The following is a 14,814-nucleotide window of genomic DNA, read 5'->3' on the forward strand; positions in this document are numbered from 1 at the left end:
TCATTTTTTTATGTGTTTATTTTTTATTTTTTCAATGGACACATGGAACTTTAGATGATTAAAATAATCTTTACGCTGTTTGTTTAAAGATTATTTTAATCATGTCGGTTTCATTATATTTGAGAAAATTTATTTCCATGACAAAACAAATTATTTGTTTCATATTATTGGTATGTTCCACTTTTTCATTGGCTCAAAATGTCAGCGATTTTAAATATATCATCATACCTGAAAAGTTTTCTGAATTTGATAAAAACGAATACCGCATGAATTATCACCTGATGCGGCTTTTAGGTGAAAAAAAATATGAAATTTTAAATGCCAATCCTTCTGAATGGCCGGAAGAAGTCCAGAAAAACAGTTGTTTGGCGTTGAATTCTGATATCTTAAAAGGGAAAAAGTTTTTAAAAAATAAGGTTGAACTCCTTTTTACTGATTGTCAAGGAAAAGAGATAGATCGTCTTGAAGGAATTTCAAATGAAAAATCCTATGCCGTCGGCTACCCAGATGCTTTAAAAAATGCTGTTCAATCACTTCGCATTTCTTTTCCCAAAGAATTGGATTACCAACCCAAAACTACTACTATCCCGACTGTTCCAACTCCGGAAATAAAAACACAAGGAAATATCTCCGAAAATAGTTGGATCGATAGCGGAATCGAATTCCAAAATGATGGACAATCTATCATTTTAACTGAACAAAAAGATGGTTCGTTTATTTTGATCGATAAAAATACTTCATCCATTTTCGCGCAATTGAAACCCTCTTCGAAAAAAAGCGTTTACCATGTAACCATTTCAGATCCTTCTGGAAACTACCATACCATTGGGTTCTATGAAGATCAAAATCTTACCATAGAATTCAAAACCAAAGACAATCAATTTTCTGCCAAATCCTATAAAAGAAAACCATAAATTCATTTCTATGAAATGTCCATTTACAAATCGACAATGATAATTTGGGCATCACATCTCACCATTTTAGAACAATAAATATTAATCGATGAAACACCCATTATTAAGTTTTAATTACACAGCGGAATGTTAACTGGGTGTTCCATGTGACATTAAAAAAAAACAATAAATATTAACACATGAAAATAAAATTCTCTACCGTCCTGCTAACTTTGAGTACATTTGCGCTCTTAAATGCCCAAAATATGCAAGCCCCGAAAGCAAAAAAAATCGATAAAAAATTAGAAATACACGGTGATGTCAGAACCGACGAATACTATTGGCTCAACCAACGTGAAAACCCGGAAGTCATTGATTATCTGAATGCCGAAAACGCCTATACAGATGCCATGTTGAAAGACACGGAGAAATTTCAAAAAGATTTATTTGAAGAAATCAAAGGCCGAATCAAAGAAGATGATTCCTCAGTTCCTTATAAATACAATGGCTATTGGTACGTTACCCGATTTGAAAAAGGAGGTGAATACCCCATTCATACCCGAAAAAAAGAAAGTTTGGATGCCAAAGAAGAAATCCTCTTTGACGTAAATGAAATGGCCAAACCTTTTAGTTATTATAATCTAAATGGACTAAATGTTTCGGAGAATAATCAATTGGTGGCTTTTGGACAGGATACACTTTCCAGAAGAATTTACACCATCCAAATCAAAGATTTGAAAACCGGAAAAATTCTTTCCGATAAATTGGAAAACACGACGGGTGGTTCCGTTTGGGCAACGGACAATCAAACCCTTTTCTACACTAGAAAAGATGCTACTTTACGCTCTTATCAAATATGGAAACATAAATTGGGGACACCACAGAGCGAAGATCAATTGATCTTTGAAGAATCTGATGAAACCTTTGGAACTTATGTATATAAAACCAAATCAAAAAAGTACATCATCATCGGTTCTTCCAGCACCGTTTCCAACGAATACCGCTTCATTCCTGCGGACCAGCCAAATGCAGAATGGAAAGTTCTTCAACCCAGAGAACGCGATTTGGAATTCAGTATCGAACATTACGGAAACGACTTTTATATTCTGACCAATAAAGACAAAGCCACCAATTTCAAATTGATGAAAACGCCGGTCGATAAACCGGGAAAAGAAAATTGGGTCGATGTCATTCCGCATAGAAAAGATGTGTATTTAGAAAACTTCGAAATTTTCAACGATTATTTGGTTCTTGAAGAAAGAACCAACGGACTGACCGAAATCCTCATCAACAGCTGGGATGGTAAAACCAGTTACAAATTACCTTTTAAAGAAGAAGTTTATACAGCGTATATTTCCTATAACCCTGAATTTGATTCTAAAATTTTACGATATGGTTATACTTCTATGACAACGCCCAATTCGACCATCGATTTTAACATGGTAGACAAAACCAGCGAAGTCAAAAAAGAACAACCGGTTCTAGGGGATTTCAAAAAAGAAAACTACAAAACCAAAAGACTGTGGGTTACGGCACGCGATGGCGTAAAAGTACCGGTTTCTATCGTATATCGAAAAGACACCAAAATTAGCCAAAAAACACCCGTTTTGCTTTATGCGTATGGTTCTTACGGCGCTACAATGGATCCTTATTTCAGTTCGTCAAGACTGAGTTTACTCGACAGAGGATTTATTTATGCATTGGCGCACATCAGAGGTGGACAGGATTTAGGACGACCTTGGTATGATGATGGGAAAATGTTAAAAAAGAAAAATACGTTCAATGATTTTGTGGATGTTTCGAAATATTTAATCGACGAGCAATACACTTGTGCCCAGCACCTTTATGCAATGGGTGGTTCTGCCGGCGGACTTTTGATGGGAGCCATCATCAACCAAGCGCCGGAATTGTACAATGGCGTTGTTGCGCAAGTTCCTTTTGTAGATGTGGTAACCACGATGTTGGATGATTCGATTCCGTTGACCACCGGAGAATACGACGAATGGGGAAATCCAAACGATAAAGTTTATTATGACTATATGAAATCCTATTCGCCATATGATAATATCGAGAAGAAGAATTATCCAAACATGCTCGTAACCACAGGATTGCATGACTCACAAGTTCAATATTGGGAACCCGCTAAATGGGTTGCTCGATTACGGGATTTAAAAACAGATGACAATCTTTTGATTCTAAAAACTGATATGGAAACCGGACACGGAGGAGCATCCGGACGATTTGAAGCCTTAAAAGAAATTGCACTCGAATATGCTTTTATCTTTAAATTAGAAGGAATTACAGAATAATTAATAATTACTTAAATATTGAATTAAAGTTGGTTTAAATATTTGAACGAACTTTTTTTTTCATTAAATTATTCATACGCTATGAAATTTTAAACATGAAACTTTAAAAATTGAACTTTAGACTTTAATCAAAATCCTTATTTTTACTCCAACTTAAAACAGAAAAATGGCTTCAGGAATATTTGCAGTTTTGGATGATATCGCCGCTTTAATGGATGATGTGGCGATGGCGAGTAAATTGGCAACCAAAAAAACAGCCGGAATCCTTGGTGACGACCTCGCTGTAAATGCTGAGAAAGCGACCGGATTTCTAGAATCAAGAGAAATTCCTGTTCTTTGGGCGATCACCAAAGGTTCATTTGTCAACAAACTCATCATCGTTCCGGTAATCCTTGCCTTGAATGCCTTTCTTCCGATTGCGACCAAAATCCTATTGATCATCGGTGGGATTTATTTGGCTTATGAAGGTGTGGAAAAAATCATTCATTATCTATTCCATCGAGAGAAAAAAGCGGAAGAAGTCATAGCAGAAAATAATTTGGACAATCGAGACGCAGAAAAAAAGAAGGTCAGATCTGCAATTATCACAGACTTCATTCTTTCACTCGAAATCATCATTATCGCACTCAGCACTGTGCTTGAAGAATCTTTTGTAACCCAAATCTTAACAGTTTCGGTCGTTGCAATTCTAGCAACTATCGGTGTATATGGAATCGTGGCACTTATCGTCCGCATGGATGATGCCGGATACAAACTCATCAAAAAATCGGGTGAAAAAGGATTTTTAAACAGCGTTGGAAATCTATTGGTAAAAGCGCTACCGATAGTCATCAAAGGTTTGGGTATCGTTGGAACCATTGCATTGATCTTTGTTTCAGGAGGAATTTTCATTCATCAAATCGATTATTTCCATCATTTATTGCCTGAAATCCCATCTATCATCAAGGAAATCGCAAGTTCATTGATCGTTGGTTTGCTGGCATTTTTTATTATAGAAGGCGCAAAGAAACTCTTCAAAACTTCAAAAATCGAAAAAGAAATACCCTAAAGCCATGTGTAAAACTTTAGGGTTCAATTCAGAATTTAGTATTTAAAATTGAAATCAGTTTCATAAACTTTCCCCATGTTGAGACAAATCCAAACCTATGCTTTCCTTTTCAGGTTGAACACGAAGTGGTGTAATTTTATTGGTAATGATCAACAAAACCCAAGTTCCCACAAATGCAAATACTGATACAGCTACCATTGCAATCATGTGTTTAAAAAATAAGGCAGTTTCACCATAAAATAAACCTTCAGTTGTCACGACAGCATTGATTTCACTGGTAGCAAAAACCCCAGTTAAAATCATCCCTACGATCCCTCCGACTCCATGACAAGGAAAAACATCCAAAGTGTCGTCAATCCCTACCTTTGAACGAAGACGCACAACATAACTGCTCACCAAACTTGCAAAAATTCCGATGAAAATTGAATGTCCTATGGTCACAAATCCCGCAGCTGGTGTAATGGCCACCAAACCTACAACTGCTCCGATACAAACGCCCATTGCCGATAGTTTCTGACCATTAATTTTCTCCAAAAACCCCCAAGCAAGCGCCGCTGCTGCAGAAGCCGCAGTCGTATTGGCAAACGCCTGAACTGCCAATTCATTGGCCGCAAAAGAAGAACCCGCATTGAATCCAAACCACCCAAACCACAACAAACTCGTCCCTAAAATCACATAAGTAATCCGAGAAGGTTTATGCTCCGGAAAACTTCTTTTTTTCAAAAACATTGCACCTGCAAGAGCTGCCCAGCCTGCACTCATGTGCACAACAGTACCTCCTGCAAAATCTAAAACACCCCATTTAGCCAAAATACCTTCCGGATGCCATGTAGCATGCGCCAAAGGCGAATATATAAATATGGAAAACAAAACGATGAACAACAAATAACCCCAAAACCTTACTCTTTCTGCCCATCCACCTGAAATCAATGCTGGCGTAATGATGGCAAATTTCAATTGGAAAACAGCAAATAAAAGGATGGGAATCGTCGGCGCTCCTGCCCAAGCTGTTTTTGTACCTATATCTTTCATAAACAAATGAGGAATAGGATTTCCGATAACCCCATATAAATCCGGCCCAAACGCAAGCCCATAACCAAAAATAAACCATAACACTGTGATCACAACCATCGCGATAAAACTTTGCAAAATGGTGCTAATTACATTCTTTTTGGTCACCATCCCACCATAGAAAAATCCCAAACCTGGCGTCATCAACAATACAAATGCCGATGCAACCAACATCCAAGCCATATCAGCAGAATTGAACTCAGGTTGAATGGTTTCTACCGTAGAATTTTGAAATAAAAAGGGTGTCAGCAAACTTAACAAACCGACACTCACCAATAAAATAATTAATATAATTTTCCTCATACCCCTAATTTAATTGGGGTAAATTTATTTATTCAACAACAAATCAACTTACAAACCTTGATTTTTTTAATACAATGAATGAATTTTTACAAATTTCATAATGAAATGGATTTTGTATTTTTAAATTATAAAATTCAGTTATGAAATTTTCAATTTTAGCAATTTTTTTGACAATCCTATTTGTCGGTTGCAAGACACAGGTCCCTGCTCCTTCTAAAGATGCTGATAACAAAATGACATTTGAGAAAAATGAGGAGAACCAATATGATATCGTGGTTTTTGATGGGCAGTATGATGTATATTTGATGACCATTGCACGCCCAGAAAGCTTTTATTCGGAGAATTATTACAAAATGAAAAACCAACAATATGTCAACGTTTGGAACAATCGCCATGCGCAACCTTTACGATTTGATCCTGATTTGTATGCAGTTCAGATTGATTATAATCCTCGGACAAATTATGGCTTAAAGTTGGAATACAAACTCTATAATTTCTTCAAATTCATCGAATGGAAATACAAAGTTAATTTAGAATTTGGGGGATAAATTGTATCTTTGCCCCTATGTTTAATAATGACCTGACAAAGGATTTAAGTCAAAGAATCAAGGACTTACACACCTATTTGGAAATAGAAAAAAAGGAAATCGAAATCGCGAATGAGGAAGAAAAAGCGGCTTCACCTGATTTTTGGGACAATCCCAAAGAAGCGGAAACTTTTATGAAAACCTTACGTTCCAAAAAGAAATGGGTAGAAGATTACACCAGCATTTTAAATTCTTTTAATGATTTGGAAGTTCTCGCCGAATTCAACCGCGAAGGAGAAGTTTCTGATGAAGAAGTTCAAAATCAATACGATACCACACTCAAATCTCTGGAAGACATAGAATTCAAAAACATGCTTTCTGAAGAAGGTGACAACCTAAGTGCCGTTCTGCAAATCACTGCCGGAGCCGGTGGTACAGAAAGTTGTGATTGGGCAAGTATGCTGATGCGTATGTACTTGATGTGGGCTGAAAAAAGCGGTTACAAAGTAAAAGAACTCAACTTCCAAGCGGGCGATGTGGCCGGTGTAAAAACCGTTACGTTGGAAATCGAAGGCGAATTTGCATTTGGATACCTGAAAGGTGAAAATGGCGTACATCGATTGGTGCGGATTTCTCCGTTTGACAGCAACGCCAAACGCCATACGAGTTTCGTTTCGGTTTATGTTTATCCGTTGGTTGACGATACGATTGAAATCGAAGTCAACCCAAGCGATGTCGAATTGCAAACTTCCCGTTCAGGTGGAGCCGGTGGACAGAACGTTAACAAAGTCGAAACCAAAGTTCAATTGACCCATAAACCAACCGGAATTGTGGTGGTTTGTCAAGTAGAACGCTCGCAATTGGCCAACCGTGAACGTGCCATGCAGATGTTGAAATCTGAATTGTACAAAATCGAATTGGAAAAAAGAATGGCTGCAAGAAGTGAAATTGAAGCCAATAAAATGAAAATCGAATGGGGTTCCCAAATCCGAAACTATGTCATGCATCCTTATCAATTGGTCAAAGATGTACGTACCGGATTTGAAACCAGCGATGTACAATCTGTGATGAACGGAGATTTGGACGAATTTTTAAAAGCCTTTTTAATGCTGATGGGCCAAAAAGAAGAAGAAATTTAATACCATGAAAATCCTAGGTCTACTGCTTTTTTTAATTTCCAATTCTTTTGTTTTTTCGCAAGAAATTCCAAAATCCGGAAAAAGCATAAAAGATTTCGTTCCAAATAATTGGAAGATTTACGATCAAGCAGAAGGTGATTTAAATAAAGATAAAAAGCCGGATGTCGTCCTCATTATCGAGGAAAAAAATCCTGAAAAAATTCAAGAAAATAGCCTTTTGGGTAGCCCAACGCTAAATCTCAATCCTCGTTATTTGTTGATTCTTTTCAAAACTTCAAACGGTTATGATTTGGTAGAAATCAACAAAACTTTTCTTCCCTCAGAAAACGATGAAGAAAGCCCTTGCCTTTTTGATCCATTATCGGAAGGAGGAATCGATATTAAAAATGGCGTTTTCACCTTGAGTTTGAATTATTGGATGAGTTGCGGTTCATGGTACACGAGTACGAACCATTATAGATTTCGGTATCAAAAAAATAATTTTGAATTGATCGGTTTTGATGCGCAAGAATTTCATAGAGCTTCAGGCGAAATGTCAGCTGTAAGCATCAATTTTTCGACAAAAAAAATGAGCATTACAACCGGAGGAAATATGTTTGGAGAGGACGCTGATGGAAATGAAATTGAAATCGAAGAAAAAACAGAATGGAAAACATTTAAAATCGATACACTACAAAATCTTAATTCCCTTAAAACCCCTATGGAATGGGAGTTTATGGGCTATTTTATTTAATTAGAATTCATGAGAATAATTATAGGAGGAGCAGGCGAAGTCGGATTTCATTTGGCCAAATGGTTGTCCAAAGAAATGCAAGACGTGATCGTTGTCGATACCGACAAAGATAAATTGAATTCGATTGAGTCCAATTTGGATGTCTTGGTTCATAGAGGTGATATCACCTCTTTTGAAACATTAAGAACAGTAAAAATTGATGAAGCCGATATTTTTATCACGGTTACGCAATTACAAAATACCAACCTTACTGCCGCATTGATTGCTAAAAAATTGGGCGCAAAAAAAACCATCGCACGCATCGTCAATCCTGAATTTTTACGCCGTGAAAATGCGGTTCCGGTGCAACGTATGGGAATCGATGTTCTGATCAGCCCGGAACAATTGGCAGCTAACGAAATCCATCATTTGGTGGAAGAATCTGCTTTTAATACGATGCATAGTTTTGCCAACGGCGAATTGAAATTACTCGGTACCATACTGGATAAAGATTCAAAGATTTTGAACAAACAAGTACGGGATATTTTTGACATCAGCAAGCAAGTTCCTTCTTTTATGCCCATTGCGATCATCCGACACAATGAAGATTTGAACGCATATGAAACCGTCATTCCACGTGGAGATACGGTTTATAAATTATTTGATCAGGTCTATTTCATCGCTCTAAAACATGCGAATGCTGATCTCTATTCGATCCTTGGGAAAAAACAAGAATTCTATAAAAATGTGGTCGTTTTAGGTGGTGGAAGCATCGGTAAAAAATCGGTCAGACTGCTCAAAAATAGCAAACACGAGGTGAAATTAATCGAAATCGACCGAAACAAAGCCTTTGATTTGGCAGATGAAATGAGCGATATTTTGATCATCAACGGTGATGGTCGAGACGGAGATTTACTGGAAGAAGAAGGAATTGGGAATTCCAACGCATTTATCGCCGTTACCGGAAGCTCAGAAACCAATATCATGTCTTGTTTGGTCGCCAAATCAAAAGGCGTTAAAAAAACCATCGCCCTGGTAGAAAACATGGATTATATCCATCTGAGTCAGGAAGTTGGAATCGATGCGTTTATCAATAAAAAACTTTTGGCAGCCGATAATATTTTAAGGTACATCAGAAAAGGTGATATCGTAGATGTAGCTGGGCTTTCTGATGTAAATGCGGAAGTAATGGAATTTAAAATCGACGAAGCTTCCCAATTGGTCAACAAAACTTTAAAAGATGTAAAATTCCCAAAAGAATCCATCATCGCCGGCATTGTGCGAAAAAATGAGGGCATCATCCCGACGAGTGATTTTGTTATTCAAACCGGAGATCATGTTTTAGTCATGGCCAAACCGGAAGCGATTTCTAAAATTGAGAATTATTTTCAATGAAAACTTTGAACTTTAAAATCGTTATAAACCTAATGGGCATGATGATGCTCATGAATGCCTTGTTCATGCTTTTACCGGTCATCATTTCTTTGATTTATCGAGATGGTTTGCATTTCCATTTAATTCTTTCCAGTGTTTTGGTGGCTTTTTTAGGAGGAATCACCTATTTCTCAACTAAAAAAGCAAAAAAAAAGCTCGGAAAAAGAGAAGGTTATTTGGTAGTGGGAATTGGTTGGATCGTTTTGGTATTAACCGGGATGGTTCCTTATTTGATTTCATCTACGTGTTTACCTGAAATAGCATTGGAAAAAAACAGTTGGAGCCTTACCAATTTATTTTTTGAAACCATGTCCGGCTATACCACAACTGGTTCCACGATTTTCAATGACATCGAAGTCATTCCGGAAAGTATCCTTTTTTGGCGAAGTTTGACACACTGGATCGGCGGTATGGGAATCATCGTGCTGGCCATTGCCATCCTTCCCTTTCTCGGAATCGGCGGCATGCAGTTATTTGTAGCCGAATCTTCCGGAATTGAAACCAACAAATTGCATCCACGCATAACGGACACTGCCAAAAGACTTTGGTTTTTGTATGTTTTTTTGACCTTTGTTCAAACTATATTATTATGGATGTTTGGTATGAATTTGTTTGATGCAGTCAACCACTCTATGAGTTCCATTTCCTCCGGCGGATTTTCCACAAAAAATGCGAGTACTTCTAATTGGAACCATTCCGCAGCGATTCAATATACCATCATCCTCTTCATGTTTTTTGCCGGAACCAATTTCATCATGTTGTATCATCTGATGAAAGGTCGCTTCAAAACTTTGTTACAAAATGAAGAATTCAAATGGTATTTGGGTGTGGTCTTGTCCATTTCTGTTATAGTTTCTTGCATCGTCTTTCTACATTCAGAGCCCGGTAACAACAGCATTCCTTTTGCCCAAATCAATGCTGAAACGGGACGATATACGTTTGAAAATTCATTCAGGTATTCACTTTTCCAAGTAGTTTCCATCATCACTTCAACCGGATTCACATCAGCAGACCATGGAGCTTGGCCGCCGTTTGTGATGATGATTTTCTTCGCATTGCTTTTTGTCGGTGCTTCTGCTGGTTCTACTTCCGGAGGTATCAAAATTGTACGTCATGTGATTTTATTGAAGAATTGTTGGTTTGAATTAAAAAGACTTATCCATCCCAATGCGATCATTCCGGTTCGTTACAATAAAAAAGCAGTGAGCCAAACGGTTGTTTATAACGTCATGGCATTTTTTGCCACTTATATGTTCATTTGGATTGCGAGCTCCGTTTTGATGACTTTGTTGAATTCCAATTCATTTGTTAGCGAATTTGATTTTATTTCCAATGCAAGTTTGACTGCCTCAAGTTTGGGAAATGTTGGTCCTGGATTGGGACATTATGGTCCTGTCAATAATTTATCGGGATTAACAGACAGTGCAAAATGGTTTACTTCCTTTTTGATGATTTTAGGTAGATTGGAATTGTTTACGATTTTGATATTATTTACGCCTTTTTTATGGAAGTCTAACTAATTGAATATGTTGATAAAGAAATTATACAAAACCCGACATTGGTTAAAAAGCAATCTCAAGGAACAATCCTATATAAAAGAAATCCGTGCTATCGACCACCCTACACTTACAGCGGTTTTGGAAACCTTTTTACAAGTAAAAACTTCCGATTTTGATCAAGAGGATTTTAAAGTTTTCTCGACTATCAAAAAATACCGAAATTATTTAGAAACCAATACTTCAAAAATTGATTATTCGGTATTTGGCATAAAAGATAGAACTGTAAATGAAATTTATCGTTCTGCTTCTTCACCTGAAATTTGGAGTCGATTTCATTACCTTTTGGCAAAAAATTTAGGTGTAAAAAACTATTTAGAAATTGGTACCAATTTAGGTATTTCAGGTTCTTATATCATTTCCGCCTTATCCAAACAGTCGGATTTCAAATTCCTGACCATGGAAGGAATTGAAGGTTTAAGTGATTTGGCCGAAACTCAATTCATGACATTGACCCAACCAGAAAATTTCGAAATCATAAGAGGACTTTATGATCAAACTTTCCCTGAATTGCTCCAAAAGGAAATCGTTTTTGAGGTATGTTTTATAGACGGAAACCATCATTACGAACCCACTTTACAGTATTTCGAAAAATTAAAAGAGAAAACCGCTGAAGTTGCCGTTTTTATTTTTGATGATATTTATTGGAATGACGAAATGGTTAAAGTTTGGGAAGTCATCAAAAAAGACAAAGCGACAACTTTTGCATTGGATTTATTCAAAATGGGCATCATCATCCTAGATCAAAAAGAAAATCGGCACAAGTCCGATTTTAATTTCTTCCTAACCAAAATTTAATAAAATAGAAAACCCTGCAAAGCCGAAGCCAGACAGGGTTTTCACTTTTCGAAACATTTGATATGAAAAAGGATTTCTCCACTTTCATGTTACCTGTTATCTAATCTTTCCGAAGAAAGCGAATGCAGGTTGTCTCAAAAAATTTGAGAACTTGCTTGTGTAATCAATAAAGTTTCGCTTGTTCTATTTCCATATTTGAAAATCTAAACCGATTGATCATCGTAACGATCAAATCGTCGAAAAAGCAGCCTTAAAAATTAAGTAAGCTCTCATGCTCTTTTTTTAATTCCCTTCACCGCTAAAAAAACAGATCCGATCATCGTTTGGAGCACTATTTGAAAGAACGTTAGTTCTACCAAAATGACATTAATTCCTTACAAATTGTAATCTTAATTTCCTTCCTTTTGATGTAACATCAGGTCGAAGAATCATTTTGATATTTCAAAGTTAACTTCTCTTTTCAGTATTTGCAAATAAATTCTATCTTACTTATTTACATTGATTTAACATGGGTTTTCAACAATTGTTCATTACCTCTGTAACCCAAAGCTGAAAAGCCATGACATGATTTAAATCATTATTTTTTTGACTTTATCAACAATTGCTTTTGCATCCAATCCATATTTTTTCATCAATTCTGCTGGCGTTCCACTCTCTCCAAAAGTATCATTTGTCCCAACAAAAGCTTGTCTTGCAGGATAATGTTCGGTCAAAAGTCTTGCAACACTCTCTCCTAGTCCTCCATAAATGTTATGTTCCTCACAAGTCACAACTTTTCCGGTTTTTCTAACTGAACGCAAAATGATGTCTTCATCCAGTGGTTTGATCGTATGGATATTGATGACTTCTGCTGATATTCCTTCTGCTTCCAATTCGTTTGCTGCTAGCATCGCTTCCCAAACCAAATGTCCGGTAGCAACGATCGTGACGTCTGTTCCTTCCTGGATCATCACGCCTTTCCCGATTTGGAAATCCTGATCGGGTGAAGTGAATACCGGAACGGAAGGACGACCAAATCGCAAATAAACCGGTCCTTCATATTCGGCAATGGCTATAGTCGCAGCTTTGGTTTGGTTGTAATCACATGGATTGATCACGACCATTCCCGGCAACATTTTCATCATACCCAAATCTTCGAGGATCTGATGCGTTGCACCATCTTCTCCAAGCGTCACACCGGCATGAGAAGCACAAATTTTTACGTTTTTTCCGGAATAGGCGATCGATTGACGGATTTGATCATAAACACGTCCGGTCGAAAAATTGGCAAATGTCCCTGTAAATGGTATTTTACCACCGATGGTCATTCCGGCTGCGATTCCCATCATGTTGGCTTCTGCAATTCCGATTTGGAAAAAACGCTCCGGATTTTCCTTTTCAAAAACTTCCATTTTTAACGATCCGGTTAAATCGGCGCAAAGTGCGACAACATTTGGATTGGTTCTTCCCAATTCTGTAAGTCCATCTCCAAAACCGCTTCGGGTGTCTTTTTTCTCGGTAAATGTTACGTCAATCATCTTAATCTAAATTATTTAAAAATTCGTTTAACAATTCTCTATCTTTTTTGGAGAATTTGTCTCGGTTGTTGTTAAAATACAATTGTTCGGAACGGATAGCATCCAACGTTCCTTTGTGCCAAACACTTGTTCCTTCAAATTCGCCCAAATACATATCGCAAATTTGACCGGCATAGTTTTTTGCATGTTTGGTTATTTCTTCATCGGAAAATTGAGGAACGATGGTCTCTAATTTTTTACAATAAACTGGCATTCCTTTCCAATAATTAGAATCCTCATTTAAAGAAGTCACGGCAAAACTTGAATCTTCAGGTTGTAAAGTTTGATACGTAGAATTATAATCATAAACATAAGGTTCATACTCGTCATAAATACCTGCAGCGTCAGAAACAGCTTCCGCAGCCTCTGCCCCTGCTAAGTTTGCCGCATATTCTGCATCCAAAGCCGCATTTTCAGCCGCAATTTCTTCTTGGGTCAATGGTTCAGTAAGTTCGATCGCTTCAATGTCTTTTTTCAAAAATTCGTAGAACATTTCCGCATCTTTTTTAGAAATCAAACCGGTTTTAGGAAGATTTTTCTTCATTCCTTTAATTTCCTTCAACGCAAATTCTTTGTATTTTTCTTCGTCACCTCTTTTTAAATAATAGGTATAACTACAAATACTTCCTAAATATGAACTGGCCATAGTAGAGGCATCATCAGACGAAAATTTTAATTTATAAAAGTCCATATAATCACAAAACTTAGGTTGCGTCATATAATTATAATAACTATCATAAGCATCTGCTGCCATATCTGTTGTTTCCCAAGCCAATTCTTCCTCTTCTTCTACTTTTTGAAGAGAGTCTTTTCTCTCTTGATAAGCGGCCAATTCTTTATCTAAATTGAATTGGATTGTTGAAGCAACTGAATGGATGGATTTTAACAAAATCCGCTCATTTTCATTTCCTTCAGGTGAAGTTACCGCAAGGACCAATCCTTTGATCTGCTTGCCTTCTTGTTTTGGCAATAAAAATGAAGTATTGTCTATTTCGCTGGTTTCATCTATACAAAGAACAAAATCTGAAGGTTGCACTTCTCCATCTTTGGTGATCAGTACATCATAATGATTACAAGTTTTCCCTAAAACGGTCAATGGTTCACGCTCTATTTTTTTCAATTCCACTTTATCATAAGGCGTATCAACGGCTTTACCATAACCATAATAATCCATTTGTTGGATAGAAAAATTATTTTCCAAATCCACATTTTGAACATTTATAAATTGATTTCCGTCGATAAAGGTATATCCTGCCTGACCCGATGTCCAAATCGGGAAATAAATCAATGAATTTTTAGTACTCTCCGAATAAACAGATGGAATATAATGTTTGGCAAAAACCACTTCTTCGTTAATTCCTTCAATGGCAGGAAATGCATAATCCAACCTTTTTGTGAACGAATAACTATTTTGAGCCAAAGAGAATCCGCAAAGTAAAATAATCGAAAGTGAAGTTAATTTCTTCAT

At 36.9% G+C, this 14,814-nt stretch carries 12 protein-coding genes; 9 read left to right on the top strand and 3 right to left on the bottom strand.

The window, feature by feature from the left end; all coding sequences use genetic code 11:
* Nucleotides 1-137 precede the first annotated feature (137 nt).
* The 3 genes from HU137_RS00725 to HU137_RS00735 all read left to right on the top strand — a co-directional run bounded on the left by HU137_RS00725 (nucleotide 138) and on the right by HU137_RS00735 (nucleotide 4,250).
* Entirely contained in the window at nucleotides 138-914 is a 777-nt protein-coding gene (locus HU137_RS00725) for a hypothetical protein (RefSeq protein WP_182041895.1), read from the top strand.
* Nucleotides 915-1,093: 179 nt separating this feature from the next.
* Nucleotides 1,094-3,202, top strand: a complete 2,109-nt coding sequence (locus tag HU137_RS00730; RefSeq protein ID WP_182041896.1) for a S9 family peptidase — start codon at nucleotides 1,094-1,096, stop codon at nucleotides 3,200-3,202.
* A 166-nt stretch (nucleotides 3,203-3,368) separates the two neighbouring features.
* A complete protein-coding gene (locus HU137_RS00735) occupies nucleotides 3,369-4,250 on the top strand; it encodes a DUF808 domain-containing protein (protein WP_182041897.1) in 882 nt (293 codons plus the stop codon).
* A gap of 60 nt (nucleotides 4,251-4,310) precedes the next feature.
* Here HU137_RS00735 and HU137_RS00740 read toward each other — a convergent pair whose 3' ends face one another.
* The gene (locus tag HU137_RS00740; RefSeq protein WP_182041898.1) at nucleotides 4,311-5,624 is read right to left on the bottom strand and encodes an ammonium transporter; all 1,314 of its coding nucleotides are present in this window, start codon (nucleotides 5,622-5,624) and stop codon (nucleotides 4,311-4,313) included.
* A gap of 140 nt (nucleotides 5,625-5,764) precedes the next feature.
* Between HU137_RS00740 and HU137_RS00745 the strand changes: the two genes are divergently transcribed.
* Genes HU137_RS00745 through HU137_RS00770 form a run of 6 tightly spaced genes read left to right on the top strand, consistent with a single transcriptional unit; the run spans nucleotide 5,765 to nucleotide 11,790 of the window.
* Complete coding sequence (locus HU137_RS00745; RefSeq protein WP_182041899.1) at nucleotides 5,765-6,172, top strand: DUF6146 family protein; 408 nt, start codon at nucleotides 5,765-5,767, stop codon at nucleotides 6,170-6,172.
* A 17-nt stretch (nucleotides 6,173-6,189) separates the two neighbouring features.
* A complete protein-coding gene (gene prfB / locus HU137_RS00750) occupies nucleotides 6,190-7,290 on the top strand; it encodes a peptide chain release factor 2 (RefSeq protein WP_182041900.1) in 1,101 nt (366 codons plus the stop codon).
* 4 nt (nucleotides 7,291-7,294) lie between these two features.
* Nucleotides 7,295-8,023 carry a hypothetical protein gene (locus HU137_RS00755; RefSeq protein WP_182041901.1) on the top strand — a complete coding sequence of 243 codons (729 nt, stop codon included), beginning with the start codon at nucleotides 7,295-7,297 and terminating at the stop codon, nucleotides 8,021-8,023.
* Between the two features lie 9 nt (nucleotides 8,024-8,032).
* Complete coding sequence (gene trkA / locus HU137_RS00760; protein WP_182041902.1) at nucleotides 8,033-9,397, top strand: Trk system potassium transporter TrkA; 1,365 nt, start codon at nucleotides 8,033-8,035, stop codon at nucleotides 9,395-9,397.
* On the top strand, nucleotides 9,394-10,956 hold the full coding sequence (locus tag HU137_RS00765) for a TrkH family potassium uptake protein (protein ID WP_182041903.1): 1,563 nt from the start codon (nucleotides 9,394-9,396) through the stop codon (nucleotides 10,954-10,956). The genes trkA and HU137_RS00765 overlap by 4 nt, the downstream gene beginning before the upstream one ends.
* A gap of 6 nt (nucleotides 10,957-10,962) precedes the next feature.
* Nucleotides 10,963-11,790: a class I SAM-dependent methyltransferase gene (locus HU137_RS00770; protein ID WP_182041904.1), complete on the top strand. Its 828-nt coding sequence runs from the start codon at nucleotides 10,963-10,965 to the stop codon at nucleotides 11,788-11,790.
* Nucleotides 11,791-12,359: 569 nt separating this feature from the next.
* Here HU137_RS00770 and HU137_RS00775 read toward each other — a convergent pair.
* Both HU137_RS00775 and HU137_RS00780 read right to left on the bottom strand, forming a co-directional pair.
* A complete protein-coding gene (locus HU137_RS00775) occupies nucleotides 12,360-13,307 on the bottom strand; it encodes a transketolase family protein (RefSeq protein ID WP_182041905.1) in 948 nt (315 codons plus the stop codon).
* Nucleotide 13,308: 1 nt separating this feature from the next.
* Nucleotides 13,309-14,814: a hypothetical protein gene (locus tag HU137_RS00780; RefSeq protein ID WP_182041906.1), complete on the bottom strand. Its 1,506-nt coding sequence runs from the start codon at nucleotides 14,812-14,814 to the stop codon at nucleotides 13,309-13,311.

Source organism: Moheibacter lacus (genome assembly GCF_014042165.1).
Lineage (GTDB): Bacteria > Bacteroidota > Bacteroidia > Flavobacteriales > Weeksellaceae > Moheibacter > Moheibacter lacus.

Bases quoted from the DNA above. Each gene is read 5' to 3' on its own strand.
- HU137_RS00725 (WP_182041895.1), top strand. From the start codon at position 138: ATGACAAAACAAATTATTTGTTTCATATTATTGGTATGTTCCACTTTT.
- HU137_RS00730 (WP_182041896.1), top strand. From the start codon at position 1,094: ATGAAAATAAAATTCTCTACCGTCCTGCTAACTTTGAGTACATTTGCG.
- HU137_RS00735 (WP_182041897.1), top strand. From the start codon at position 3,369: ATGGCTTCAGGAATATTTGCAGTTTTGGATGATATCGCCGCTTTAATG.
- HU137_RS00740 (WP_182041898.1), bottom strand. From the start codon at position 5,624: ATGAGGAAAATTATATTAATTATTTTATTGGTGAGTGTCGGTTTGTTA.
- HU137_RS00745 (WP_182041899.1), top strand. From the start codon at position 5,765: ATGAAATTTTCAATTTTAGCAATTTTTTTGACAATCCTATTTGTCGGT.
- prfB (WP_182041900.1), top strand. From the start codon at position 6,190: ATGTTTAATAATGACCTGACAAAGGATTTAAGTCAAAGAATCAAGGAC.
- HU137_RS00755 (WP_182041901.1), top strand. From the start codon at position 7,295: ATGAAAATCCTAGGTCTACTGCTTTTTTTAATTTCCAATTCTTTTGTT.
- trkA (WP_182041902.1), top strand. From the start codon at position 8,033: ATGAGAATAATTATAGGAGGAGCAGGCGAAGTCGGATTTCATTTGGCC.
- HU137_RS00765 (WP_182041903.1), top strand. From the start codon at position 9,394: ATGAAAACTTTGAACTTTAAAATCGTTATAAACCTAATGGGCATGATG.
- HU137_RS00770 (WP_182041904.1), top strand. From the start codon at position 10,963: ATGTTGATAAAGAAATTATACAAAACCCGACATTGGTTAAAAAGCAAT.
- HU137_RS00775 (WP_182041905.1), bottom strand. From the start codon at position 13,307: ATGATTGACGTAACATTTACCGAGAAAAAAGACACCCGAAGCGGTTTT.
- HU137_RS00780 (WP_182041906.1), bottom strand. From the start codon at position 14,814: ATGAAGAAATTAACTTCACTTTCGATTATTTTACTTTGCGGATTCTCT.